Raw genomic sequence first — 25,299 nt, 5'->3', positions numbered from 1 at the left:
GCTACGATCACCGTCGACCCGCTTCCGAACGCCGTTACGGTATCTGCTACCGCACCTAGCGTGTGCTCTGGCGACGACGGGGAGTTCGTGGTCAGTGGCGATGCCGGTGACACCGTGACCTACAGTATAGACGGCGGCCCGTCGGTAACAGGCGTGATACCTGCGGACGGTACGCTTGAGATCGCGGTTGTGGGGATTACCTCAGCGACGACCATCGATGTCAGCAACGTTTCCAATATGAGCTGTGACCTTGACCTTACGGGCGTTAGCGCTACGATCACCGTCGACCCGCTTCCGAATGCCGGTATAGATGGTGCAGTTGAAATTTGTGGAAATCAATTGACAGAAGCTCAAATTTTTTCTGAATTGGGAGGAACACCTGATAATGGTGGAATTTGGGTAGATAATTTAGGGAACTTGATAAGTTTTCCAATTGATCAAGTTGGTGTTTATACATACGTAGTAATTGGTAATGGTTCTTGTGCTACAACATCTGACTCTGCAACTGTAACAGTTACTGAATGTCCTGACCCTATAATTGAGGTTATTAAGACTGCAATACTTATGGATAATGGAGATAACGTTGTAGGTGTTGGAGATGTTATTAATTATACAATAACTGTTGAAAATATAGGTAATGTCACTGTAAACAATGTTCAGTTGGTTAGTGATATTTTAACTGATATAAATAATAATCTATTAGTGTTAGATTCTCCAGTGACATTTGATCCATTGAATTCTGATAACGTTGAAGGAATTTTATTAGTCAATGAGGTTGCAACATATCAAGCGAGTTATACTATTACCCAAAATGACGTTGATGCAGGAGGAGTTCAAAACATAGCTACATTTAGTGCTGAAGGTCCTAATGCTTCTGTCGTAAGTGATCAGAGTGACGATCCAACAGACTCCACTAATGCCGATTTGGATGGTAATGGTGATCCTGATGACCCTACAATTATTTTTACAGATTCAGATTTTGACTTATCAGTATTTAAAGAAGTCGATGTACTCGAACCGATGATTGGTGATCAAGTAACCTTTACTATTACTGTTGCCAATGAAGGATTTGTAACTGCAATAGGAGTTGTTGTTGAAGATATCCTTCCAAGCGGTTATTCTTTTGTTAGTGCTATTGTAACGGTAAACAATGGTTCCTATTCTGATACGACTGGTCTTTGGACAGTAGGTAATTTAAATTCAGGTCAAGTAGCAATTCTTCAAATTACTGTTGAAGTTCTCGGTTTCGGAGATTATGTCAATACTGCTATTGTTGAAGATTCTTCGGGAAGAACAGACATAAATCTAAATAACAATACATCTTCTGCTTCAGTTGACCCAATATGTTTAACTATTTACAATGAATTCTCTCCAAATGGAGATGGAGTCAATGAAACATTTGTAATTGATTGTATAGAAACATTTGCAAATAATAAAGTTGAAATTTATAACCGATGGGGTAATATTGTTTATGAGAAACAAGGTTACCGAAATGATTGGGATGGTACTTCAAATGGAAGAGTGGTAGTCAATGAGTCTAATGAATTACCTGAAGGTACTTACTATTATGTCATAGATTTAGGAGATGGTTCAGAACCTCGAGTAGGTTGGTTATACATTAACAGATAAAATAAGGCAAGATTTAAAACAAAATAAAATGATACAAAAATCATTAATAGTTAGAGGAGTAATTTCAATGGTGTTGTTAACACTTATGATTGATGCTGGTTTTGCACAACAAGATCCTCAATACACTCAATATATGTATAATACTATGAGTGTAAATCCAGCTTATGCTGGTCAGCGAGAGGTTCTTAGTGTAACAGGATTATATCGTACGCAATGGGTTGGTATCGATGGCGCACCAAAAACGCAAACTCTAGGCATTCATTCACCTCTTAGAAATGATAAAATCGGACTTGGACTTTCAATTGTCAATGATGCTTTAGGACCAGCAAATGAAACCTATATTGATGCCAATTTTTCATACTCAATTCAGCTAAATGAGTCATTGACAAAACTTTCATTTGGAGTAAAAGCAGGAGCACATTTACTGGACACAGATTGGAGTAAAGGACGTTTTCAAAATTCAGATGTCGTATTTCAAGACAATATTAGTTTGTTTTCTCCAACCATTGGAGCTGGTTTGTACCTACATAATCGAAAATGGTACATTGGTTTATCGGTTCCTAATTTCCTTACAACAGATCATTATGACGATTTCCAAGAATCTGTGGCTAAAGAACGAATGAACTATTACTTAATTGCTGGTTACGTCTTTGATTTAAATGAAAATACCAAATTCAAACCAGCTGCCTTATTTAAAGCTGTTTCTGGAGCACCAATTATTGCTGATGTATCTGCTAACTTTTTGTTTCATAAGAAATTCACTCTAGGCGCAGCATGGAGATGGGATGATTCCATTAGTGGCTTAGCTGGTTTTCAGGTAACCGATGGTTTATATATTGGATACGCTTATGATGCAACTACAACTAATTTGAACAATTACAACAGTGGTTCCCATGAAATTATGTTGCGTTTTGAAATGCAAAAATTGGGTAGAATATTATCGCCAAGATTCTTCTAAAATAAAGATTATGAGTACAAAAAGAATATTATCTATACTTATGCTAAGCCTCTTTATTACTTCAGGCTTTGCACAACGTGGAAAAGTGAGACAAGCTAGAAAAGAGTATGATAATCTTGCTTATGTGAAAACAAGCGAGATTTTACTTGAAGTTGCTGAAAATGGATATAAAACAGTAGATCTTTTACAGAAACTCGCTAATTCATTTTATTTCAACAATCAAATGGAAGAGGCTGCTCAATGGTATGGTGAATTGATGACCATGGCTGAAGATGATCTCGATCCTGAATACTATTTTAGATATGCTCAGGCTTTAAAAGCCACTGAAAATTATTCAGAGTCTGATAAATGGATGAAAAAGTTTCATCAAGCAGACCGAAGTGATCTTAGAGGAAAAGCATTTGCATCAACAGTCGATTATTTGTCAATGATTGACGAAGCCAGTCGAGATTTTGAAGTAAAGAATATGGACATCAATACTGAAGTTTCCGATTTTGGTGCGACGCAGTATCAAGACCAACTCGTGTTTGCTTCAGCTAGAGGAGGCGGAAAAAAATACAAATGGAACGAACAACCATTTTTAGATTTGTATTCGGCTGTAAAGCAAGAAGATGGTTCTTATTCCGAAGCAACAGCATATAACGAACAAATAAACTCTAAGTTTCACGAATCTTCAGCAGCGTTTACTCCAAACGATCAAGTGATGTATTTCACAAGAAATAACTACTACAACAAGAAATATAAGAGTAGTGAGGATGGCACTAATCGACTTAAAATCTTTAAAGCAACTTTGGAAGAAGGCGAATGGACTAATATTGAACCTGTTCACTTTAATAGCGATGAATACAGTGTAGCACATCCTGTAATTAATTTATCAGGTACAAAGATGTATTTTGCTTCAGATATGCCTGGAACTTTAGGGAAGTCTGATATTTTTGAAGTTGATATCAATCCTGATGGAACACTTGGCGAACCAATCAATTTAGGGACTTCTGTAAATACCGAAGGGCATGAGTCTTTTCCTTATGTCAACTCTGAAGGTGATTTGTTCTTTTCGTCAAATGGATTTACTGGTTTAGGTGGACTTGATGTGTTTGTGATTAGGGAGTTTGAAAAGCGAAGAGCCTTGAATCAACAATTCATTTTGGAAAATATTGGTCGTCCTATCAATAGTCCGAAAGATGATTTTGCCTACTACGAAAATATCGGCACCAAGGAAGGTTTTTTTACTTCTAATAGAGATGGCGGAAAAGGTGATGATGATATCTATAGCTTTATCATGCCTGATTGTGAGCAAGTAGTTGAAGGGATTGTTAGAGATGTAGAAACTGATGAAATCATTGTTGGCGCAAAAGTAACACTCTTAGATGCTGATGGAAACGCACTCAATGCTCAAATGGTTGGTACTGATGGTGCTTATAAGTTTGAGGAATTAGAATGTGAGAAAGAATATTTAATTCGAATTGAAGCTGAAAATTACGAAACGGTTGAAGAACGATTCACAACACCAAAAAAGAAACAGGAATTGGTGATCAATCCAAAGTTAGAGAAAGATGTCAAAGGTATAGGAGAGGGAACCGATTTAGCTCAAACACTTGGTATTCCTATTATTTACTTTGATTTTGATAAATATGAGATTCGTTATGATGCCGAAGTAGAGCTTCAAAAAGTACTAGCGGTTATGAAACAATATCCTGAAATGATTGTCGATATTAAAAGTCATACCGATTGTCGTGGACCTGCAGATTACAACGAGCGCCTGTCTGAAAATAGAGCACAATCAACAAGAGATTATTTAATCTCAAAAGGAATCGAAGCCTCTAGACTGACAGCTAAGGGTTATGGTGAATCCCAATTGGTTAACGATTGTGGTTGTGAGGTCAATACATCTGATTGTACCGAAGAACAACACCAATTGAATAGACGTAGTGAGTTTATCATCGTAAAAATGTAAATTCTATTAAATAAAAGTTAAAAAGCTGCTTTTTAGAAGGCAGCTTTTTTGTTTCTCAACCATTTTTAGAAATTTAGTTGTTATTTTTGTTTGCTATGAAGGAAGAACTCGTAATTCTTGTCAACGAAAAAGACGAACAAATAGGAACCATGCCTAAAATGGAAGCCCATGAAAAAGCATGTCTCCATCGCGCATTTTCTGTTTTTGTTTTTAATGATAATAATGAGCTCATGCTGCAACAGCGCGCAAAGCATAAATACCATTCACCTTTGTTATGGACCAATACTTGTTGTAGTCACCAACGTGTAGGTGAGAGTAATCTTGAGGCGGGAAAACGCCGTCTTCAAGAAGAAATGGGATTTGTGACGGATTTAAAAGAAACAACGTCTTTTATCTATAAAGCACCTTTTGATAATGGTTTAACCGAACATGAGTTTGACCATATTTTGGTTGGGTATTATAATGAAGAACCAAAAATAAATCTAGAGGAAGTCCATGAATGGAAATGGATGCCATTGGAAGCTGTAAAGGTTGATATTGAGTTAAATCCTGAACAGTATACGGCTTGGTTTAAAATCATTTTTGAAAAGTTTTATGACCATATAAATCTAGCGAAGATATGAGAGTGACAGTAAGTAGAAAGGCGCACTTTAACGCAGCGCATCGTCTTTATAGAAAAGATTGGAGCTTTGAAAAAAATGATGCGGTTTTTGGGAAATGCAACAATCCAAATTTTCACGGTCATAATTATGAACTCATAGTTAGTGTTACTGGAAACATAGACCCAGTTACTGGCTATGTTATTGATATGAAAGAATTGAAAGACATCATAAAATTAGAGGTAGAGGATGCTTTTGACCACAAGAATTTAAATCTTGAAGTCCCAGAATTTAAAGAACTTAATCCTACTGCCGAAAACATTGTTGTAGTGATTTATAATAAAATAAAGCCGAGATTAAAACCTGATTTTGATCTTGAGGTTACCCTTTATGAAACCCCTCGAAATTTTGTAAGCTATTCAGGATAATGAAAGAGATATGCTATCCTATAAAGTTTAAGCCAATCCTAAAGGAAAAGATTTGGGGAGGAAATAAGCTAATGACAACTTTAAACAAAAGCAGTGATCTGAACAACATTGGTGAGAGTTGGGAAGTTAGTGACGTTGAAGGCGATATTTCAGTAGTTATCAACGGTGCTTTAAAAAACCGTTCACTTAAGTCATTGCTTGAAGACTATACTCACCACCTATTAGGAAAGAAAAATTTTGAGCTCTTCGGAAAAAAATTCCCACTTTTAATCAAATTTATTGATGCCAAGTCTGATCTGTCCATTCAGTTGCATCCCAATGATGATTTAGCTTCTGAACGTCATGATTCCTTTGGAAAAACAGAAATGTGGTATGTGATGCAAGCTGATAAAGATGCAAATCTTATCGTTGGATTTAATCAAAAAATGGATTCAGATACGTATCTCAAGCATTTAAAAGAAAAGTCACTTACCGAAATTTTGAATTTTGATAAGGTCAAATCTGGTGATACATATTTCATTGAAGCTGGTCGTATCCATGCTATTGGAGCTGGCGTGTTATTGGCTGAAATTCAGCAAACCAGTGATATCACCTATCGTGTTTATGATTGGGATCGAGTTGATGATCATGGTAACGAACGAGAACTCCATAATGATTTAGCTATTGATGCTTTTGATTTCAATATGGAGAATGATTTCCGAGTTGTATATAAAAAGGAAGAAAATACAGTCAATAAGATGGTAAGTTGCCCTTATTTTACGACCAATTTTTTACATGTTACCGAACCGTTATTGAAATTAAACAATAAAGATTCGTTTCATATATACATGTGTGTTGAAGGTAAGGCTTTGATTGAAACGGAAAACGCTTCAGAGTTCATTTCAAAAGGAGAGACAATATTGCTTCCAGCAGCAGTTGAAACTTATAAAATATCAAGTTCCAATGCTAAGCTATTGGAAGTTTATGTGTAATTTTGTACCAAATAAATTTTATTAAATATGGCAAATGTTAGAGACCTAAAAAAAGATATCAATTTTGTTTTAGGCGATATTATTGAAGCGGTTTATGTTTGGGAATATTCAAACACAGACAAAGATACAAAGAAAAGTGAGGCAATTATTGATGAAGCTATTGAGACCTTTGATGAGTTGATTGCAAAAGTTAACGCGAAAAATATTGAAAACAAGAAAGCACACTTCCAATCGGTAAGAAGTGAACTTGAAAGTAGAGGACGAGACCTTATTGAAAAAGTAAATAAATTGTAACTTTTTTAAAGAGCTATTTGCAAAAATAAATTTCAAGATTATATTTGCAGGCTTAAAAGCCGATATAGCTCAGCTGGCTAGAGCAGCTGATTTGTAATCAGCAGGTCGTGGGTTCGAGTCCCTCTATCGGCTCAAACAAAAAAATCCAACCGTTTGGTTGGATTTTTTTATATACTGTCTTTTGTTTTTCGCAAGGCTATGTTTTCTTTTAATAGCTTTCCGTACTTAGATGTTTTGATACGATCGGTTAAAGAATTGTAGATGCTATCTAAATATAAGGTTGATGTATTTGGAATTTCGTAAAGGGCTAAGTAAGGAGCCACTTCACTATCATTATGATTTATGGCAAAGTTAATCGTATAGCTGTACTTTTGTTTGGTAAACTGCAATTGTTGCTCTAAAATAGTCTTGCCTGTATTGTTTTCAAAATTTTCCTGAAGCCTATCAAGGTTTCTATTGTTTAGCTTTGATAGCGTTGTTTTGTATTCCTCTAAAACCTTTTGTTGTTCAGAGCCTTGCACTTTAGCATTAAAGTTAAACAACTTTCGAGTTGAAGTGATTTTAGTAGTACCAGTATCTGCAAAAAAGGTCACCCAGTTTTCTTGGTCATCATTTTTGTCGAGTTTCAGAATAAAGAGTTCAGGTTCGCTAATATTGGCAGATAGTTCAAAATTAGGATCGCCTTTGATTTCAAGGGAATCCAAAGTTACCATAAGCGTATCATTGAGCTTCTGTAAGTAAACAGTGCCCTTTTTTAAACCTTTTACATAGCCTTTTAGTGTAAAGTTTGTCTTCTTGTCTTTTTCACAAGAAATACACAGCAAGATTACAACTATGAAACTTAGAAATTTGTAGGTTTTTGTCATGTGAAATATAAAATGTTAATTAAGTTATGGAGCAACCAGTCTCATTAATTCAGCAGTAAGCATTGCACCATAGGTTCCAACGACATATCCAAAAACTGCTAATAAAACACCTACAGTTGCCAAAGACGGATGGAATGCAGCGGCTACAACAGGAGCAGATGCTGCACCTCCAATATTAGCTTTACTTCCAACAGCTAAGAAGAAATATGGTGCTCTAATCAGTTTTGCAACTAAAAACAGTAAAGCAACGTGAATCGCCATCCAAACTAAACCAACCACTATTAATCCTGGGTTATCGACAATTTTAGTAAGGTCCATTTTCATGCCTATAGAGGCTACAAGAATATAAATAAAGACACTCCCTATTTTACTTGCACCAGCACCTTCATATTTTTTCAGTTTTGTAAATGACAATATAATGCCTAGAATGGTGGCTATTGAAATCATCCAGAAAAATTGCGATCCAAATGATGACCAGGCCGATTTTTTATCACTTACAGCTTCAACATTAGAGGTTAAAAATTCAGAAATTTCGTTTGCTCCAAAATGAGAAATCCCAACAACCGTAAATGCAACACCCAAAATAACCATGAAATCTGCAAGCGATGGAGTCCTTGAGATACTGGCAGCATAACTCGATACTTTTTCCTTTAAGGTCTCAATAGAACTATTATCTGCTTTTAGCCATTTGTCAATTTTCTTTTGTTTTCCAATACCTAGCAGAAGAATCGCCATCCAAATATTAGCAACAACAATATCAACAATAACCATACCTGCATAATTTGCAGTGTTATACTCGTAAATTTCAAGCATAGCTGCTTGATTGGCACCACCACCAATCCAGCTTCCTGCAAGAGTAGCTAAACCTCTCCAAACCGCATCAGCTCCAGCGCCTCCTACAGTTTCAGGAGATACCAATGCAATTAAAAATACAGCAATTGGACCACCTATAATAATTCCTAATGTACCAGTACCAAACATAGCTAAAGCTTTCCAGCCCAAATTAAAAACGGCTTTTAAATCGATACTTATAGTCATAAGAACCAATGCGGCTGGAAGCATAAATCGACTCGCAATGTAATAGGCTTGAGATTTTCCGGTAACTTCTACTAAGGTACCTTGATTGTTTTCCATTCCCCATTCTGGTGCAATTATTCCAAAGGTGGTTAAAGCTGCTGGTAGCATATACGCCATTAGTAACGCTGGAACATATTTGTAAAACTTTTTCCAAATGCTGTTTTCACTTGTAGAGGTGTAAAAAACAAACCCTAACATTAGCATTAATAATCCAAAAACAATGGTATCATCAGTGAAAAAAGGTTTTACTTCAGTTAATTGCGTAGTATCCATATAGAAATTTTTAAAGCTGCAAAATACCAAAATAAATGCGCATAAAAAAAGCGACATTAAGAGTCGCTTTCATTTTTCTTTTTTGGTTGTCTGTTTTTATCTTTCAAGTATTGCATTAGCATCCACTCAATCTGGCCATTGGTACTTCTGAATTCATCAGCAGCCCATTTTTCTATAGCCTTGAGCATATCTTCATTAATACGTAATGCAAATGCTTTCTTTTTTGCCATGCTATTTTTTGATAAATTTTTCAACGGTTGTTACCAATGCTTCCGAAAGGGGAAAATCAGGCGACATATAAGATGCTAAATTATCTTCATCTTTTTCAATGACCTTTAGAACATGGTTCATCTTATCTATTATAACCAATTCTGAATCGGGATTGGCATTGTGCAAGTTTTCGGCATCTTTTACTTCAACTTGAACGTCTTTGGTTCCGTTAATCACCAAAATAGGAATTTCTAAATTTTTGATTTCTTCAGTAGGATCGAGTTTCAAATAACTTTTTAAGAATTGATGGTTTTGCTTGGCAAACAAACCCATTAGCATTGGGTTGATGTCCTCAATGGTTCCACTCGATTTTAACTCATCGATGTGAGCTGCCACAACTTTAGCTAACTCTGGACTTTGAGCGTTGTACTGTCTGATAATCGTTTTGTCAACAGATTCACCAATTCCTGCCAATGAAATGTATTTGTCAACATGTTCATTAGTAGCCATCATAGACACCAAAGAACCCTGACTATGACCTATGAGTGTGATACTGTTAAATCGTTTGTCGTCTTTAAATTGATCAATAACAGCTGAAACATCATTCACAAGATCTTGAAATTCATAACTTTCCATTATAAATTTAATGTTTGAAGCGGTCACATTGCGTTTATCATATCTAAAAAAAGCAATCCCTTTTTTATTCATCGCTTCAGAAAATTGCTTGATGTAATTTCCGTTGACTCCAAATTGTGGTTGGTTACCGTTACGATCGGGATTTCCTGAACCACTTACAAAGATCAATAAAGGTTGTTGTTTCAATTCAGCATTATATGTTAACGTACCTGGCAGCTGGATACTGTCATTCATAACTAGAATCTCCTCAGATATGAAATTGTCTTGTGCATGAGAAAAACTAAAACATAAGGCAACGATTGCTAATAATTTAAATTTCATGATTTATTAATTTTTTTATAGTTGACAAAAATAACAATAGGTAAGATGATAGTAAACCCAATAATGATAGGGAGTACCCAAGAACCAATGGCAATGCTTTGTCCGTTTGCTGCTTGTATCATAGAATACGCTATAAATGCAAACGTAAGCATGACAAAAAGATTGGTGAATCTAATAATTCGAGTACTGAACCTATAATTCTTAAGCGCATTGTCTTCAGTGATATTAACCATATAATTATGGTGATGTGGATATTTGTTTATTATGAACATACCAATAAATAACACCATAGCAATAATAGGTACTAACCAAATTAAAATCTTTTCACTATAACCATCGACTTTTCCTTTAGCATTAAAATGTGATGGAATGATTTCAGGTAATTCAGAATAGTTAAGTCCAACATACACAAAAGTCAAGATCAAAATTGAAAGAGATAAAAGGTCAACTATTGTGTCCATGCCTTCACGAGGTACAATTATTTTGGGTCTGTTGGTTTTCATATTATCTGTTTTTATCACGTTCAAATACAATAAAAGAGATGATATGCTGGTTTGGAGTTATTGATGTTACTCTCCATCCTTCTTTGGCATGTTTGTTCAAGATTTCCTCTAATTTTTCAGTTGGATTTCTCCAGCCAAGTTTAGGTTTTATCACTTTATATTCTTTCATAAATCAGTGTCATTTTTGTTATTATCATTATTAAAGATGATTAATGCTATGATAACGCCAATAATTAACCCTATCAAAGACCCATAAACAATACTCATGGCTATATTTCCAATAACAGCTCCAATAGAAACACCGATACTTGTTCCAAAAGAACTCCCAAGAGCTATGCTATAGATTTGTCTCTTATTCATTTTAATGACTTAAAGTTCCTGTATTTACTACTGGAGTTGCATCTCTATCACCACAAAGAACTACCATTAAATTACTCACCATTGCGGCTTTGCGTTCTTCATCAAGATCAACTACCTCTTTTTTATTAAGTTCTTCAATAGCCATTTCCACCATACTTACTGCACCTTCAACAATTTTATGTCTAGCCGCCACAATAGCTGTTGCTTGTTGGCGTTTCAACATAGCATTTGCTATTTCCTGAGCATAAGCTAAATAGCCTATACGAGCTTCTAGTACTTCGATTCCTGCGATGGATAAACGTTCATCGATCTCTTTTTCCAAAGCATTACTCACTTCATTTACACTAGATCGTAAAGTGATATCCTCGTCAACACCTTCATCAGCAAAATTGTCATAAGGATACATACTTGCCAATTTTCTAACAGCAGCGTCTGTTTGTACACGGACAAAATTCTCATAATTGTCTACATCAAATGCAGCTTTGTAAGTATTTTGAACACGCCAAACCAAAATAGTACTGATCATAACTGGGTTACCCAATTTGTCGTTGACTTTTAATCGCTCACTATCAAAATTACTAGCTCTTAATGAAATTTTCTTTTTAGTATAAAAAGGATTGACCCAATAGAAACCATTTCTTTTAACAGTTCCAACATACTTTCCAAATAAGAGCAATACTCTTGAGCCGTTAGGTTGTACCATGATAAAACCTGGTGCAATCAATATCGCAATAAATATTGAAACAATGAACCAAGGGCTCTCAAGTACAATCATTGAAATAATACTTCCAAAAAACAAAGCTATAAATAGGAATAGCATAAGATAGCCATTTGCTGGGACAATTATTTTTTCTTCTTTCATCGTTATAGAATTTGATTGATTATTTTAAAATGATATTAATATGATATCAAATATATATTAAATAATTTAATATTACAAATCAAGTTTGGCACACCATTTGCTTTATAGTAATTGTAAATGCTTATGATGATGCTAGTGAGGAGTGATTGCCTCAAAAGTGGAGTAACATTTTCATTTGGTTGGTTAGTTAGTAAAAAAGCACCTCGATTTGAGGTGCTTTTTTAATTGAGGTCACTTTAGCTAATTATTGATAAAGCTGCTGACTATATGTAAGAGAGTTTTGGAAATGGGTCTAAAGGACTCATTATAGGATTTCGAATTCTCTAAGGTTTTACCTTCAATTATAAAAAGGACATGGTTCATGTTTTCAATAATTTCCAAAGTGCTGTTTTTGGCATTTTCATGAAGCATTTGAGCTTCAGAAACAGGAACCTGTAAGTCTTTTGTTCCAGAAACAATTAGAATAGGTATATCTAATTCCTTAATCTTTTGTTCAGGATGGTATTTCATCCAGCTTCTCATAAAGGGTTGAATGTCTAAACTAAAAACAGAACCTAGGGCTTGAGGATAGTTTTTTGCGATGTTTCCAGATTTAAGTTCTTTAAATGCTGATTCTGCTCCTTTCACTAAAGAAGAATCCATTTGAGCTACTTGATCCAGGATTACTTGATCAATAGGCTTTCCTGAACCTGCTAAAGATATGTAACTGTCAACTCCAGAATTAGAGGCCAACATACCAATTAAGCTGCCTTGACCATGGCCAATGATGATTACTTTAGAAAAACTATGGTGTTCCTTGAAGTAGTTTACAACTGAAATGGCATCTAAAACAAAGTCATCAAAACTTATATCTTGATCTACACTGCTTCGTCTAATCTGCTTAATGGTGCGTTTATCATACCTAAAACTCGCAATATTATTTTGTGCAAGTCCTTCCGCTAGTTTTTTTAAAATATTGTTTTTTTGAAAGTTTTGATTGCCATTTCGATCTGTCAGACCAGCATCAGAAATAATAATAGCTAACGGAAGCTCTTCCGTATCTGTAGGAGTCATTAGAGTTCCATCGATAAGAGATGTAATAGCTACGGGTTTAGAAATAAACTCATGTTCTTGGGCATTGAATGTAAACGTTACAAATAATGTTAAGCTAATAAAAAGTCCTTTCATGTTTTGATATAATCTCATCCTCAAAAATACATAAAGAATTATACGAAAGAATAACGAGCAGCTGTAAAAAATATTGGTTTCAATGTATAAAGTTGAAATACTTTGTTTTGTATTTCATCGATGAAATGCATGTTTTTATCTTTAAATGTTAAAATTTAATGTATTTCATCGATTAATAGTGTATTTAAACTATAAAATTAAAATACTGTTCTATATTTGAAGTGTACTAAAATTTAGTTTTTAGTTCAATGGATTAATTAATTAATATTTGCTTATGTGCTGACTTAGTGACCCTAAATCTACCACATAATAAAAACGCAAATTAGGAAAACCGAGATTGAGGGATCTCGGTTTTTTCTTTTTAGAAGTTTTTGATTTCACGGAACGTCAGATTGATCCGTTCGCCAGTAACTTTCTTTGTTTTAGCAATCTGATGAAGCCAATGATGTTGCATGGTATCTTTCATAATAAGAAGACTGCCGTGCGCTAAAGGTAGCTTATAGCGTTCAGCTTTTAATTCCCTATGTTTAAAATGGAAGTTTCTAGTTGCTCCAAAACTAATAGAGGCGATGACTGGGTTTTGACCCAATTCCTTTTCATTATCAGCATGCCAGCCATTACTATCATTTCCATCTCTGTATAAATTTAACAATACGGTCGTAAAAAAATGTTTCGCTTCATCTTCGACATCCGATTTGATTTTTAATAATGTAGGTGTCAACGGTTTGGGATACATGGTTATGTTAGAGTAGGAGTAGCTTAGTTGGTTTTCGGCATGTAGTGCTGTCAATCTTGGTTGTTTATATGTCTTTCCAAATACTTTAATGTCATCTTGTTGCCATTCGGTTTCAGAGCGTAATTTTTCAAAATAAAAATCAGCTTGATCAGTATTATAGAAATTTGGAATATAAATGAGTTCAGCATCAGGAAGCCGTAAAATTGTTTTTTCATTTGAAAATAAGTCCATCACTTTATTTTTATCTAAATTAGCTTATATCATATGAAACTCAAAATAGCTGTCATATCACTTGTATTGTTCTTTTTTTTGATGCATCAAAATCAAAAAATCGATTTGCCAAAGGGCTTTGTTTATGCTAAAACCATGATGCCAGACCTTGATGTTGAATTACGATATTATTCATCCCATAACTTCGTAGGAGATACCATTGATGGTTATAAGGCAAACAAATTAATCCTTACAGAGGAAACAGTTAATGCTCTTAAGAAAGTCCAGCACGATTTACAGCAACAAAATCTTTGTCTTAAAGTGTACGACGGTTATAGGCCTCAAAGGGCTGTCAATCATTTTATGCGTTGGGCAAAGGATTTAAATGACACGATTAATAAGCAAGAGTTTTATCCTGACGTTGAAAAGCGTTATTTGTTTAGGGAAGAATATATAGCAACACGTTCTGGTCATAGCCGAGGCAGTACTTTAGACTTAACCATTATAGATGGTATTACCAATGAGCCTTTAGATATGGGAAGTCCTTATGATTTTTTCGGAAAGGAATCTTGGGTAAATCATCCTGATCTAACCGATGAGCAAAAAGCTAACCGACAATTATTACAAGGCGTCATGCTGAAACATAATTTCAGGAATTATGCAAAGGAATGGTGGCATTTTACGTTGCGATGGGAACCTTTTCCAAGTACTTATTTTGATTTTGAAATCGAGTGATTCAAAATTATAAATACGACCAAGCCCAATATATTAAAACAAATTGTAGAGGAATTCTAAGTATTAAAATCCATTTTGGGATACCAGCACTTGCTTTATCACCACTCAACATATAGAAGTGAACCAGTAAGAAAACGACGAGCATAGCTATGATACCATAAATAGCCAAAGATCGTAATGCAGGTAAGCATATAGTAATTCCCAAAACAATTTCGGCAATACCACTTAAATAAACCAAAAGCTTGTGATTAGGTAGATATCGAGGCATGATACGCATGTACATTTTAGGCTTTATAAAATGCATTATGCCAGCAGTAATGTACATTACAGCCATAACGTAAAGATGCCAAGGGTTATTCATCTTTATAAACGTTATAAGTCATACCAACGCCATAATTATTTAGATCAGAACGAAGTAAACTGGACTCGATGCCATTTCCTTTTTTAAACTGAACCCATTGGTTTCCATTTATAAAAACCCGCTTTATAAAGGTTCTGTGATCATCAATTTCATTGGTAAATGGCAGTAAGGGTCTGAAATTTGTTGGTATTTTCACGACACCATCCTTGGTTTTTATTTCCTTGTATTTTTTATTTGGAAGAAGTTTACCAGACTTATCTGTATAGCCTAACACTTGAAGTGACACAAAAAAACCATTATCGGGAATTATTAAGTCATATTCGGAAACATCAAGTTGAAACTCGTCACCATTTTTTTCAGTAGCCCTAAACACGATATTCTCATAGGTCAAAGGATAAGAAGGAGTGCCTTTTTCATTAGCGTAGAATTTCACTTTGAATAAGGTTGAAAAAGAACGCTTATCGGCATTGCTGCGTTTGCGTTTATTCCAATCTCTAGATTCTAATGTAATTGGAAACAGGATCGAGGAGATTTTCTTTAGCTTATCATCTTCATTTGGAAAAAACACAGCGATCTCACTCTCGATTGTAGGAAGCCAACACTTGTAATAATCATCATCGAGATAGGCTTTCATGGTTTCTTCCTTGAACTTTCTATTGAGATTCGCTCTAATCACCACTTCATCCAGAGCATCGGTTTCAGTATCCAAATAGATAGTTTCCTTTAAGTTTATTGCAGCAATGGTTTTGTCTTTAAATCCCAAAGCCGAAATGTAAAGTGAGTCAACATCAGGATAGAGTTTTTTAGTAAAATAGAAATACCCTTCATCATCGGCAAAAATCCCTTGTCCGTCACCAAAAGAAATAGTCGCGTAAGACACTGGATAGTTGGTTTCGCTACTGATGACTTTCGTTTGTGAAAAACCAGTAGCAAATACAATACATGCAAAAAGGCTATATAGTTTATTTAACCGAATCAATCCAATTGTCTATTTTATTTTCTAATAAGGCTAACGGAATGCATCCCGATTCTAAGACTTGGTTGTGAAATTGGGCAATATCAAATTTGTCTCCTAATGCTTGCTCTGCTTTTTTACGCAAGTCCATAATTTTCAACTGGCCGATTTTATAAGATAGTGCTTGTCCAGGATTTGCCATATAACGCTCAATTTCTGAAATTATACTAGCTTCACTTTCAGCTTCGTTTTGAAGTGAATATTTGATTGCTTGCTCGCGAGTCCATCCTTTAGTGTGAATTCCTGTGTCAACTACCAAGCGTATGGCACGATGCATTTCCATACCGAGCATTCCAAAATACTGGTAAGGATCTTCATATAAACCTAGTTCTTTTCCGAGTGACTCACAGTATAAAGCCCAACCTTCACCATAAGCACTATACCAAAGGACTCTTCTAAAATTTGGAAGCTCCTTGTTTTCTTGTTGCAATGAAATTTGGAAATGATGACCAGGAATAGCCTCATGTAAGAACAATGCTTCATCAGAGAAGGTATTGTATTTTGTAGCATCAGGAATTGGAACGTAAAATATTCCAGGTCTTGAACCATCTAAAGAACCTTGGTTGTATTCAGCACTGGCTGAGGCTTCCCTAAATGCTTCCGTTCGTCTAACCTCAAATTTGGTGAAAGGTCTTAAGTCGAACAGTTTGTCAATTTGAGGTTTAATTCTATCATGTATTTTGTTGAATTGTCTTATAACTTCTTCAGGAGCTTCGTAAGGCATCAATTCTTTGTTGTTTCGAACGTGATCAAAAAATGAAATCAAACTACCTTCATAACCTACTTGTGTTTTTACTTTTTCCATTTCAGATAAAATACGGGAAACCTCTTTTAATCCTAGTTCATGTATTTCGTCTGCGGTCATATTTGTGGTTGTGTATTCCTTGATTTGGTGTTGATAATAATCATTCCCATTTGGTGTATTTGATATGCCACTTGTCGTACGTCCAGCATCATAATAGGTGGAGCTCATAAACTCATGGAGCCTCGTATAAGCAGGAATGATTTCATTTAAAATTTTTCCCTTATATCGTTTTGTGATTTCTGTTTTATCAGCTTCAGAAAAAGAACTTGGAATTCCAACAATAGGTTGATAAAACAAATGTTCTTCAAGATTGGAGTTGGTTAAGGACTTTAACTGTGGTAGTACTTTTTCGATCAATGCTTTTGGAAGTACGTGTCCCGTTTTTATACCTTCTTTCATTTTTTCTTCAGCAGAAGCCATCCAAGCCATATAGCCATCTAAACGTTTAAGCCAATTCTCATAATCTTCAACTGTATCAAATGGTTGTGCACCAGAACCACTTGCTAATTGTCCAACACTTAATTGTAAGGTCCACATTTGATCTATAGGAGTTAAGTCTTCGTTATAATTATAACTTTCCAAATTGATGTCACATTCCCAATTCAGAATTTCTTTACTCAATTTTTGGCTTGCAGAAAGATCTTCATCCTTAAACGTATTGACTTCAGACTTATAATGCTCATAAAAGTTTTTTACTTTATTTTGATAGTCGTCAGATAAGTAATTAGGGAATTGATCATTGAATCGATTATCTCCAGAGATTGTTGCATTGATAGGATCTAATCTTAGTCCATCTTCATAATAATTTTCCAAAAGGGTTTCAAAAGCTTCGTTTTCCTGAATCACGATATTGGCATCATTCTCTTCTTTATCTTTTTTACAAGAGGTAAAACAAATGATTATAAAACTTAAGACAATTAGTTTTTTCATGTTTGGGTATTGGTTTTCAAATTTAGATTCTAAAGGTACTAATCTAACGGTAAAATAAAGCATAAAAAAACTGCTATCGTTAAATAGCAGTTAAAGTTGAGGTTGGTTTGATTTAGTCTTATTCCTTGTCTAGGTTTTTGGTCAAATTGAATCCGATAAAAAGGCCTAGACCTGCCATTAGAAAAATTGACGCTGGAAAGACGGCCTCTTTGTGTAACGTTGTTAAACTGTCTAACAATGATGCTAAAAATGTGCCAATACCTATTCCCATAAGCAATAGTGCTAAATTTAAAATCAAGACTTTCCAGATTGGTGCCGTTTGTTGTTTTCCTTTGATGAAAATTGAAGCATCAGCTCCTTTTTCGATGAGCGCTAAACGTTCTTTGTTTCGTGTTGAAAAGTAAAGATAAAATACACCGAAGATGGTTCCGAAGATAATTCCGACAATGATTACTTCCATAATGTTGTTTTTTAATTGATTAAATTTAAATGTTTGAGCTTATGACGACAGGTTTCAATTCTTGGTTACATGTTTTATCAAAATAATTTAAAAAACTTATTGTAACCATACGCTTAAGATTGTCGTCTTAACATTAAAATGACCACTAACGACCAAATAATCATCAATCAAGTTATTAATGGTGACACCAATGCTTTTGCGGTATTGGTAGATCGTTATAAGGATTTGGTGTTTACTTTGGCAATGCGTATGTTGAAAAATAGGGAAGAAGCTGAGGAAGTGGCACAAGACACATTCGTTAAAAGCTTTCAGAAATTAGATCGCTTTAAGGGTGATTCAAAGTTTTCAACTTGGTTGTATCGTGTGGCTTACAATACTTGTCTGGATCGAATAAAGAAAAACAAAAAGCATCTCAATGATGTTGAGATCAATGAATTCACGGCTCACCAAGTAAGAGCTTTAGACAACATTCTTGACAGTATTGAAGAAAAGGAAAAATCTGAAATTATAATAGCATGTATCAACAATTTACCAAGTGAGGAAAGCTTTTTATTAACCTTATATTACTTTGATGAGCTGTCGTTGGATGAAATATCGACTATTGTCGGTATCAATTCCAACGCTATTAAAGTGAAGTTATTTAGAACACGGAAAAAATTGGCAAAGTTGCTTAAATTGCAATTGGAACCTGAAATAATCGAACATTATGAAAGAGAACGCAGATAAATATTTAGACGAATTGTCTCGAAAAGTGGCAGGAAAAAAGGCTATTGAAAGTCCGTCAATGGATTTTACCAATAATGTCATGTCTCAAATAAAGGTGTATAGTCATTCAAAGTATACAACTTACAAACCATTGATATCAAAATCTATGTGGTTTTTAATTCTTCTGGTGTCAATGGCATCTTTTGTTTATGTGTATTTTAACAATACAATTTCAGAGTCTTCGTGGTTAGAAAACTTAGGGTTTACTTTTGATATGAATTTTAAATTATCGAATTGGATTCCAAATTTAGAGATGTCACAAACCACTTTTAATGTTATTGTATTGTTTGCGATTATGTTTTGTATACAATTACCAATTTTGAAACATCAATTGAATAAACGCTTCCATTAAAATCAATCCTTAAAGTACCAAAACGGAATATTACAAGCCAAATATTTAGCTGTATCTCCATCTTTGATTCGTTTTTTTAAGACTTTCAGTAAATGCTTGCCTTCGTCAAGGTTTTTAATGTTCACAAATGTTTCAAAACCTAAGTTTTCATGATTGCTTTCTGAGAGAATAAATTCAGAGTCATAATCTGTTGAGTCAATTCTTATAGAAAAGACCTCATTTAAGGTTTTTAAATAAGTTTTACGCTTTTTTGTAATGGTTGACCAGTTATTTTCATTGATCAAAATAATGTCACTTCTTAAACCTCTTTTGTCCTTATCGGGTTTTAAATCTGGATTGAAACTGAACACGTAGTCTTCTACATCATCTGTAAATTCCATAAAGATATTGAGATATGGTGTGGTAACTGCTTTTGAGGAAATAGCAAATTCATCTATTAGTCCGTTATCTTCTTTAATCAGGTCAAGATAATTACTCCTGCTGGCTGAGATTTCTGAAGAATAATCGGCTTTTTCAAAGTAATTTGAAGGTTTGTATTTCATTGAGGTCAAAATCAGAATTACAAAATAAACAGGTAGTAAAACGAAGCTTAGTCGCTTTCCGAATTTATTATCTAAAAAATTATAGACCAAAGGACGATATAAAAAGGAAAGTGTTATGAAACTGAACACCCAATAGATTGGAAAATAAATTTTAGACAACCATTTTTTTCGTTTAAGCCAACCTTGAGTAATAAAATCGATAAAGGTGAAAATCATTCCCAAAATAATGAAAAGAATCAACCCAACTCCAATAACCGTTCTTAGCGTTTCAGGCAAACTGTCATTATCAATTATGAGAGTAGCAATAATAACAATCGTAATAATCGTAAAGGTAATTGCCAAAACATAAAAAATGAGCAAGAATGAGATAGCAAAAATCACACTGCAATAGTTTTCAAGCCTAGCCACATATTTGTCAAAAGAACCCACCCTTTTTTTGAGATACTTTGTGAACTTCTCACTATAATTTAAGGCTTCATAGTCAATTTCACCTGAGACATATCGCAAACCCAGAGCTCCTATCCATAAACCACGAAGCACAACATGAAGCAATAAATTAAATATTAAAATCGCGCAGGATATAACTGCAATCATCAAAATGATTGTAGATGCTAGCTGTTGTTTGTTTTGAGCAGCTTCAGCAGCTTCACTTATTGGTCCGAAAGCTGTAAATAAGCCAAAAATTGCAAAACCGGAAATAATCAACTCCAATTGCCAGCTCTCTTCCTGAAGGCGTTTCAGAAGTTTTTTAAACGCTGGACTGTTGTAATCTGAACTCATTTTGGTTGGGTTTGAGATTAAAGATACAGACTTTTATGAAAAAAATATTGGAATTTTGAAACCCTGGACCTTTTTTTTCGTTTTTAATACTGAATACTAACTAAGATTGAATGTCAATAATCAACTATGATTTAATTTCCAAGTGTAAGGTGCAAGATGAACGCGCCATGATGCAGATTTATGATTTGTATTGCCAAGGGATGTATACGGTAGCTTGTCGTTATTTATCTGAAGAAGATGCTAAGGACGCGATGCAAGATGGATTTCTGAAGGCATTTTCAAATATAGATCGTTACAATTTTGAATTTTCTTTCGGAGCCTGGCTCAAGCGAATCATCATAAATACTTGCTTAGATAGGCTTAAGAAAAAACAAATTGATTTTAAACCTTTGGATGTTGAATCAATTTCAAAGGTTGATGAAACCTCTTGGGAATTTAATTCAGAAATAAAAAAGGAAGCTATTCTTAAGGCTATTGAGCAGTTAAAACCCAAATACAATATTGTGGTGAAACTTTATTTAATTGAAGGTTATGACCATTCCGAAATATCGGAAATCTTAAATATTCCCATTAAAACCTCAAGAACACATTTGAGACGTGGAAAGCAAACATTACAAGAACTTTTAAAAGCATTATACAATGAAGCAAGATATTAGAGAATTATTTAAAACAGAGGATGAACACAAACCGCTTCCAGAATTCCATAGAGATGAGTTTTTACAAAAACTTAAAAAGCAAAATAGAAGTGCACAAAAGCCATCACTACCACTCATGAAGTTTGCAGCTATTTTACTGATTACTTTATCCATCGGGTTTTTAATAACAAAAGTACTGTCTCCATCTGTAAGCGAGCCAACAATTAAAGATCAAATGGCAACGCTGGAAAGTCAATATCTCAAGGATATAGATAATGAATGGCAAAAATTTGTAGCCATTGCCGAAGATGACGCGTTGGTAGAACGATTTAGAAAAAAATTGGAAAGTTTAGATCAAGATTACAAAGAGATCTCAAAACAGTACAAACTCGAATCGAATAACATTTTGATTATTGAAGAGCTTGTCAATAATCTAAAAACACGATTAAGTATTCTCAAGGATATTCAATCACAAATCAAATTAATTCATCAAAAAAACGAACAACATGAAAACACCATTTAAACTATTGGTTTTGATGTTCATCACATCAGTAATTGCCAATGCCCAACATCAAAACATTTTCAGTAAGACATTAGATGTCGATACAAATGCCATTTTTAAAATGGATTTGCGAAACACATCTGTGCAAATTGAGGAGTCTTTTGATCAAAAGATCCATATTGAATACAACATTGCATTTAAAAAACACAATAAGAAGGAAATCGACAAAATCATTTCGGGAATACAAGTCGATGTATTCAAAAAAGATGGTGCTTATACATTAAAAGTCGATAGCGAAGATAAAATGTCAAGTCAAGTATATCACCTTGAAAGTAGTTTCGGAGTTACCTTAGAAAACATCGATGTGTTATTTGATAGTAAGACATCTAAACCAAAAAAGTCGAAAGAGGAATTGATTAAAAAGTTAGAAGAAGAATTGTCTTTTGATAATGGTGAAAACAATAGATTTTTTGAGTCATTATTGAAGTACAAAGAGGATGGTACAACTGAAAAGGTAAACTTGGAAAGCCTTAAGTCTTATAAACTAAATTTTGTAGTTAAAATACCTAAATCTTTAGAATTGAAATTAAACCTAAGACATTCTCAGGTCGAATTCGGATTTTTGGCAACCAACAAAATTGCTTGTGAGTCTGATCATAGTACTATAAGAAGTCACGGATTTCAAAATGACGATTCATGGTTTAAGATAGAACGCGGTTCGTTTAAAGTCAATCAAATTTTAGGTGGTAGATTTGCTTTTAAAGATCTTGATAAGGTGGTAATTGGAACATTAAACGATGCGGTCATTAATTCTGAATTCTCTAAATTCCATATTATTGAAATCGGTAAAAACAATATAATAAATGATTTTAATAGTGAATATTGGTTGTATAATTTCTCAGAGCAAATGGGACGTTTTACCGTTAATGCGGAATACTCTAAAGTCAATGCTTTCTATCCAGAAGACCACTCTAATTTTTTATTGAAAACTTTTGGATATGCAACTGTTCATTATACTGGTAAAGCCAGGATAGAAACACCACCTAGTAAAAAAAAGGAATCTTCAAACATGTTGGTTCTCGGTAATGACTCCGATTCCGTTTCAAATCAAGTCCAAATTAATATTACCAATGGAATTGTAAGGTTAGGAAAGGATTCTATCGAAGCGAAAAGCTGAATAAAAAAAGCGTTATACTTATTAGTGTAACGCTTTTTTTTTATTTGGAACTAATTTTTTCGATGCACTATTAGTACATGCTTTTAACCTTTTTCAATTTGTCTTTCCAAACTTGCAATTCGTCTTTGTGCTTTTTCACGTTTTTGATAACTTCTTTAACCAATGGATTTGATTCGTCAACATTGGTAAAAAACTGCATATTGTTTTCCAATTGGTTGATTTCACCCTTGATATCCTTGATTTTCTTTCGGATAAAGTTTTGCTCATTGTCTAACAGACTTGTATCCTCAGGTTTGGCTAAGGTTTCCAGTTTGTTTTCAAACTTGATCATTTCCAATTTAGCCTTATCCATGTCCAATTTATTGAACAGTTCATCAATGGCAGTATGAAATTTCTTTTCTATGAAGCGTTTGTTTCTCGGAACAGACCCTAAAGCTTTCCAAGAATTGATTTGATCCTTTATGGTTTCAATATCTTCTTTAGGCTTGCCTGATAAACTCAGGGCCTTAACACCATCCAAAAGTTCTGATTTCTTTTGAAACGCTTCCATTTCTTCTTCATTTGCAGCATTACGTTCGGCATGAAGTCTGTCAAAATAATGGTTGCAGGCTTTTTTGAATTGCTTCCAGATCTTGTCACTATCTTTTCGTGGTACATGTCCAATGGTTTTCCAATCAGATTGTATTTTCTTCATTAATGGCGTCGTAGCTTCAAAATCTTCACTGTCTTTGTTGTCTTCAGCAATTTTAATGAGCTCTTGTTTTTTCTTAAGGTTATCGTACTGTGACTTCTTAAGATTTTTGTAGTAAGCATTTTTGTTTCTGTTAAAAGCTCTTACTGTCGTTTTGAATTTAGTCCATGTGGCTTCATTTGCTTTCAACGGAACTTTTCCAGCATTAAAGAAATCCTGTCGTAAACTTTCAACTTCCTTGATCTGCTTTTGCCAACCTTGATGATTTTTCGGCTGGTCTTGGGCTATGGCGTCAATCTTTCCAATAATCTCCTCTTTCTTTTCTAAATTGACCTCATAAGCCTTATCTAAATCTGCATAATAGGCTTGTCGTTTGTCGTGAATGGCTTTTGTTGCAGTGCTAAAACGCTCCCAGATTTCTTCTCTGTGTTCTTTGGCAACTGGACCTAATTCCTCTTTCCAAAGTTTGTGGAGTACTTGTAGTTCTCTAAATGCTCTATTGACATTGTCATCTTTAGCGAGTTCTTCAGCTTGTTCAATAATCTTAGTTTTTTTCTCAAGATTATGCTTGAAATCCATGTCTCTCAAATCACGATTCAAATGAAGGAAATCATAAAAAATCTCTACATGGTGATGGTACGAATTCCAGGCATTGTTGTACTTGTCTCTTGGTATCGGACCAGCATTTCTCCACTGTTCCTGTAGCTCTTTAAAGTGATTGTAGGTCGTGTTGATATTTTCCTCAACATTGATAAGACCCTTGATTTCTTCAATGATAGCAAGTCTTTTTTCAAGATTTTCCTTTAGGCTTGCTTCTCTGTTCTTGTAATAAGAGTTCAGATTGTTTCTATAGGTTTTATAAAGATCGTTGAATTGTTTTCTGGTAGGAGTTGAGAAATGAAAATCAATTTCATTGCCACCATCATTGATAAATTCTTCCTTTTTTTCCTCGAGAAGTTCGTCAAATTTCGATTTGAATTCAGATTTGATATCTGAAACTTGAGATCTGATATTTTGAACTTTATGCTGATTTAATAAGGCATCAAACTCCTTGACCAATGCATCCATACTCATGGCATGGTAATCTTTGCTTTCTAGAGTGTGACGTTCAACATTTGATTCGTCTTCGGCATCTTCAGCGTTGGCTTCATCAATTTCATCAACATGAGCATCTTTCTTTTCCTCAGCTTCAGTAGTGTTTTCTTCAGTGATATCTTCTTTAACCTCATCACTTGTGTTATCAATTTCTTCTGTTTTAGTTTCAGAAGAGGTTACTTCAGTATCAGTTGAATTTTCATTTTCAACAGTGGTTTCGGTAACTTCTGAAGTTGCATTATCTGCGTCTTGGTTATTTTCCGTAGCTGAAACATTTTCAGTTTCCATCTCTTTTTTTCCATCTGCATTTTGCAGGTTATCAAGCTCTGACATTTTTCAATGTGTTAAGGTTAAAGGGCTAAGATAGGAATAGGCGTGCTAATAACAAAAAAGTTAACCA

At 34.4% G+C, this 25,299-nt stretch carries 29 protein-coding genes and 1 tRNA gene; 14 read left to right on the top strand and 16 right to left on the bottom strand.

Annotated features, from left to right (window positions below):
* From AB9K26_RS08915 to AB9K26_RS08880, 8 genes are all read left to right on the top strand, one after another.
* Positions 1-1,629 (top strand): gliding motility-associated C-terminal domain-containing protein (locus tag AB9K26_RS08915; protein ID WP_369972210.1); only part of this gene is annotated, 1,629 nt, incomplete at its 5' end.
* 28 nt (positions 1,630-1,657) lie between these two features.
* Entirely contained in the window at positions 1,658-2,587 is a 930-nt protein-coding gene (locus AB9K26_RS08910; protein WP_369972209.1) for a type IX secretion system membrane protein PorP/SprF, read from the top strand.
* 10 nt (positions 2,588-2,597) lie between these two features.
* Complete coding sequence (locus tag AB9K26_RS08905; protein WP_369972208.1) at positions 2,598-4,541, top strand: OmpA family protein; 1,944 nt, start codon at positions 2,598-2,600, stop codon at positions 4,539-4,541.
* Positions 4,542-4,636: 95 nt separating this feature from the next.
* The gene (gene idi, locus AB9K26_RS08900; RefSeq protein WP_369972207.1) at positions 4,637-5,164 is read left to right on the top strand and encodes an isopentenyl-diphosphate Delta-isomerase; all 528 of its coding nucleotides are present in this window, start codon (positions 4,637-4,639) and stop codon (positions 5,162-5,164) included.
* Positions 5,161-5,568 carry a 6-pyruvoyl tetrahydropterin synthase family protein gene (locus AB9K26_RS08895; RefSeq protein ID WP_369972206.1) on the top strand — a complete coding sequence of 136 codons (408 nt, stop codon included), beginning with the start codon at positions 5,161-5,163 and terminating at the stop codon, positions 5,566-5,568. The genes idi and AB9K26_RS08895 overlap by 4 nt, the downstream gene beginning before the upstream one ends.
* Positions 5,568-6,539, top strand: a complete 972-nt coding sequence (locus AB9K26_RS08890; protein WP_369972205.1) for a type I phosphomannose isomerase catalytic subunit — start codon at positions 5,568-5,570, stop codon at positions 6,537-6,539. The genes AB9K26_RS08895 and AB9K26_RS08890 overlap by 1 nt, the downstream gene beginning before the upstream one ends.
* A gap of 27 nt (positions 6,540-6,566) precedes the next feature.
* Positions 6,567-6,833, top strand: coding sequence for a hypothetical protein (locus AB9K26_RS08885; protein ID WP_369972204.1), 267 nt, complete (start codon positions 6,567-6,569; stop codon positions 6,831-6,833).
* A 58-nt stretch (positions 6,834-6,891) separates the two neighbouring features.
* A tRNA-Thr gene (locus AB9K26_RS08880) sits at positions 6,892-6,965 on the top strand.
* Positions 6,966-7,000: 35 nt separating this feature from the next.
* Here AB9K26_RS08880 and AB9K26_RS08875 read toward each other — a convergent pair.
* From AB9K26_RS08875 to AB9K26_RS08830, 10 genes are all read right to left on the bottom strand, one after another.
* Positions 7,001-7,699 (bottom strand): DUF4369 domain-containing protein, encoded by a 699-nt coding sequence (locus tag AB9K26_RS08875; protein WP_369972203.1) that lies wholly within the window; start codon positions 7,697-7,699, stop codon positions 7,001-7,003.
* Between the two features lie 24 nt (positions 7,700-7,723).
* Entirely contained in the window at positions 7,724-9,049 is a 1,326-nt protein-coding gene (locus tag AB9K26_RS08870) for a DUF819 domain-containing protein (RefSeq protein WP_369972202.1), read from the bottom strand.
* 56 nt (positions 9,050-9,105) lie between these two features.
* Positions 9,106-9,279, bottom strand: a complete 174-nt coding sequence (locus tag AB9K26_RS08865; RefSeq protein WP_369972201.1) for an Arc family DNA binding domain-containing protein — start codon at positions 9,277-9,279, stop codon at positions 9,106-9,108.
* A gap of 1 nt (position 9,280) precedes the next feature.
* Positions 9,281-10,216, bottom strand: coding sequence for an alpha/beta fold hydrolase (locus AB9K26_RS08860; RefSeq protein WP_369972200.1), 936 nt, complete (start codon positions 10,214-10,216; stop codon positions 9,281-9,283).
* The gene (locus AB9K26_RS08855; protein ID WP_369972199.1) at positions 10,213-10,719 is read right to left on the bottom strand and encodes a DUF1648 domain-containing protein; all 507 of its coding nucleotides are present in this window, start codon (positions 10,717-10,719) and stop codon (positions 10,213-10,215) included. The genes AB9K26_RS08860 and AB9K26_RS08855 overlap by 4 nt, the downstream gene beginning before the upstream one ends.
* 1 nt (position 10,720) lies before the next feature.
* Complete coding sequence (locus tag AB9K26_RS08850; RefSeq protein WP_369972198.1) at positions 10,721-10,888, bottom strand: DUF4177 domain-containing protein; 168 nt, start codon at positions 10,886-10,888, stop codon at positions 10,721-10,723.
* Positions 10,885-11,079 (bottom strand): hypothetical protein, encoded by a 195-nt coding sequence (locus tag AB9K26_RS08845; RefSeq protein ID WP_369972197.1) that lies wholly within the window; start codon positions 11,077-11,079, stop codon positions 10,885-10,887. The genes AB9K26_RS08850 and AB9K26_RS08845 overlap by 4 nt, the downstream gene beginning before the upstream one ends.
* A 1-nt stretch (position 11,080) precedes the next feature.
* Entirely contained in the window at positions 11,081-11,941 is an 861-nt protein-coding gene (locus tag AB9K26_RS08840; protein ID WP_369972196.1) for an SPFH domain-containing protein, read from the bottom strand.
* Between the two features lie 240 nt (positions 11,942-12,181).
* Positions 12,182-13,108, bottom strand: coding sequence for an alpha/beta hydrolase (locus AB9K26_RS08835; RefSeq protein WP_369972195.1), 927 nt, complete (start codon positions 13,106-13,108; stop codon positions 12,182-12,184).
* Positions 13,109-13,469: 361 nt separating this feature from the next.
* On the bottom strand, positions 13,470-14,075 hold the full coding sequence (locus AB9K26_RS08830) for an alpha-ketoglutarate-dependent dioxygenase AlkB (protein ID WP_369972194.1): 606 nt from the start codon (positions 14,073-14,075) through the stop codon (positions 13,470-13,472).
* A 33-nt stretch (positions 14,076-14,108) separates the two neighbouring features.
* On the opposite strand from AB9K26_RS08830, the gene AB9K26_RS08825 reads away from it, so the two are divergent.
* On the top strand, positions 14,109-14,789 hold the full coding sequence (locus AB9K26_RS08825; RefSeq protein ID WP_369972193.1) for a M15 family metallopeptidase: 681 nt from the start codon (positions 14,109-14,111) through the stop codon (positions 14,787-14,789).
* Between the two features lie 7 nt (positions 14,790-14,796).
* On the opposite strand, the gene AB9K26_RS08820 is transcribed toward AB9K26_RS08825, so the two are convergent.
* The 4 genes from AB9K26_RS08820 to AB9K26_RS08805 form a co-directional block, all read right to left on the bottom strand.
* Positions 14,797-15,150 (bottom strand): MauE/DoxX family redox-associated membrane protein, encoded by a 354-nt coding sequence (locus AB9K26_RS08820; RefSeq protein ID WP_369972192.1) that lies wholly within the window; start codon positions 15,148-15,150, stop codon positions 14,797-14,799.
* Entirely contained in the window at positions 15,143-16,129 is a 987-nt protein-coding gene (locus AB9K26_RS08815) for a hypothetical protein (protein ID WP_369972191.1), read from the bottom strand. Before AB9K26_RS08815 ends, AB9K26_RS08820 begins: the two co-directional genes overlap by 8 nt.
* A complete protein-coding gene (locus AB9K26_RS08810; RefSeq protein ID WP_369972190.1) occupies positions 16,113-17,900 on the bottom strand; it encodes a DUF885 family protein in 1,788 nt (595 codons plus the stop codon). The genes AB9K26_RS08815 and AB9K26_RS08810 overlap by 17 nt, the downstream gene beginning before the upstream one ends.
* 118 nt (positions 17,901-18,018) lie before the next feature.
* Positions 18,019-18,360, bottom strand: a complete 342-nt coding sequence (locus AB9K26_RS08805; protein ID WP_369972189.1) for a DUF6249 domain-containing protein — start codon at positions 18,358-18,360, stop codon at positions 18,019-18,021.
* A 138-nt stretch (positions 18,361-18,498) separates the two neighbouring features.
* Between AB9K26_RS08805 and AB9K26_RS08800 the strand changes: the two genes are divergently transcribed.
* Entirely contained in the window at positions 18,499-19,086 is a 588-nt protein-coding gene (locus tag AB9K26_RS08800; protein WP_369972188.1) for an RNA polymerase sigma factor, read from the top strand.
* Positions 19,067-19,477, top strand: a complete 411-nt coding sequence (locus AB9K26_RS08795) for a hypothetical protein (protein WP_369972187.1) — start codon at positions 19,067-19,069, stop codon at positions 19,475-19,477. Before AB9K26_RS08800 ends, AB9K26_RS08795 begins: the two co-directional genes overlap by 20 nt.
* 2 nt (positions 19,478-19,479) lie before the next feature.
* Here the strand turns inward: AB9K26_RS08795 and AB9K26_RS08790 are convergent, their stop codons facing one another.
* Positions 19,480-20,799 (bottom strand): hypothetical protein, encoded by a 1,320-nt coding sequence (locus AB9K26_RS08790; protein WP_369972186.1) that lies wholly within the window; start codon positions 20,797-20,799, stop codon positions 19,480-19,482.
* Positions 20,800-20,909: 110 nt separating this feature from the next.
* On the opposite strand from AB9K26_RS08790, the gene AB9K26_RS08785 reads away from it, so the two are divergent.
* The 3 genes from AB9K26_RS08785 to AB9K26_RS08775 are packed head-to-tail and all read left to right on the top strand — an operon-like array spanning position 20,910 to position 23,113.
* Positions 20,910-21,455 carry an RNA polymerase sigma factor gene (locus AB9K26_RS08785; RefSeq protein WP_369972185.1) on the top strand — a complete coding sequence of 182 codons (546 nt, stop codon included), beginning with the start codon at positions 20,910-20,912 and terminating at the stop codon, positions 21,453-21,455.
* A complete protein-coding gene (locus AB9K26_RS08780) occupies positions 21,439-21,957 on the top strand; it encodes a hypothetical protein (protein ID WP_369972184.1) in 519 nt (172 codons plus the stop codon). The genes AB9K26_RS08785 and AB9K26_RS08780 overlap by 17 nt, the downstream gene beginning before the upstream one ends.
* Entirely contained in the window at positions 21,941-23,113 is a 1,173-nt protein-coding gene (locus tag AB9K26_RS08775; RefSeq protein WP_369972183.1) for a hypothetical protein, read from the top strand. The genes AB9K26_RS08780 and AB9K26_RS08775 overlap by 17 nt, the downstream gene beginning before the upstream one ends.
* A 70-nt stretch (positions 23,114-23,183) precedes the next feature.
* Here AB9K26_RS08775 and AB9K26_RS08770 read toward each other — a convergent pair whose 3' ends face one another.
* Positions 23,184-25,232 (bottom strand): DUF349 domain-containing protein, encoded by a 2,049-nt coding sequence (locus AB9K26_RS08770; RefSeq protein ID WP_369972182.1) that lies wholly within the window; start codon positions 25,230-25,232, stop codon positions 23,184-23,186.
* Positions 25,233-25,299 lie beyond the last annotated feature (67 nt).

This window comes from Psychroserpens sp. XS_ASV72, assembly GCF_041224425.1.
In the GTDB taxonomy this organism is placed as follows: domain Bacteria; phylum Bacteroidota; class Bacteroidia; order Flavobacteriales; family Flavobacteriaceae; genus Psychroserpens.
The sequence above is the reverse complement of the archived record's forward strand: the minus strand, read 5'-3'. Positions and strand labels throughout refer to the sequence as shown.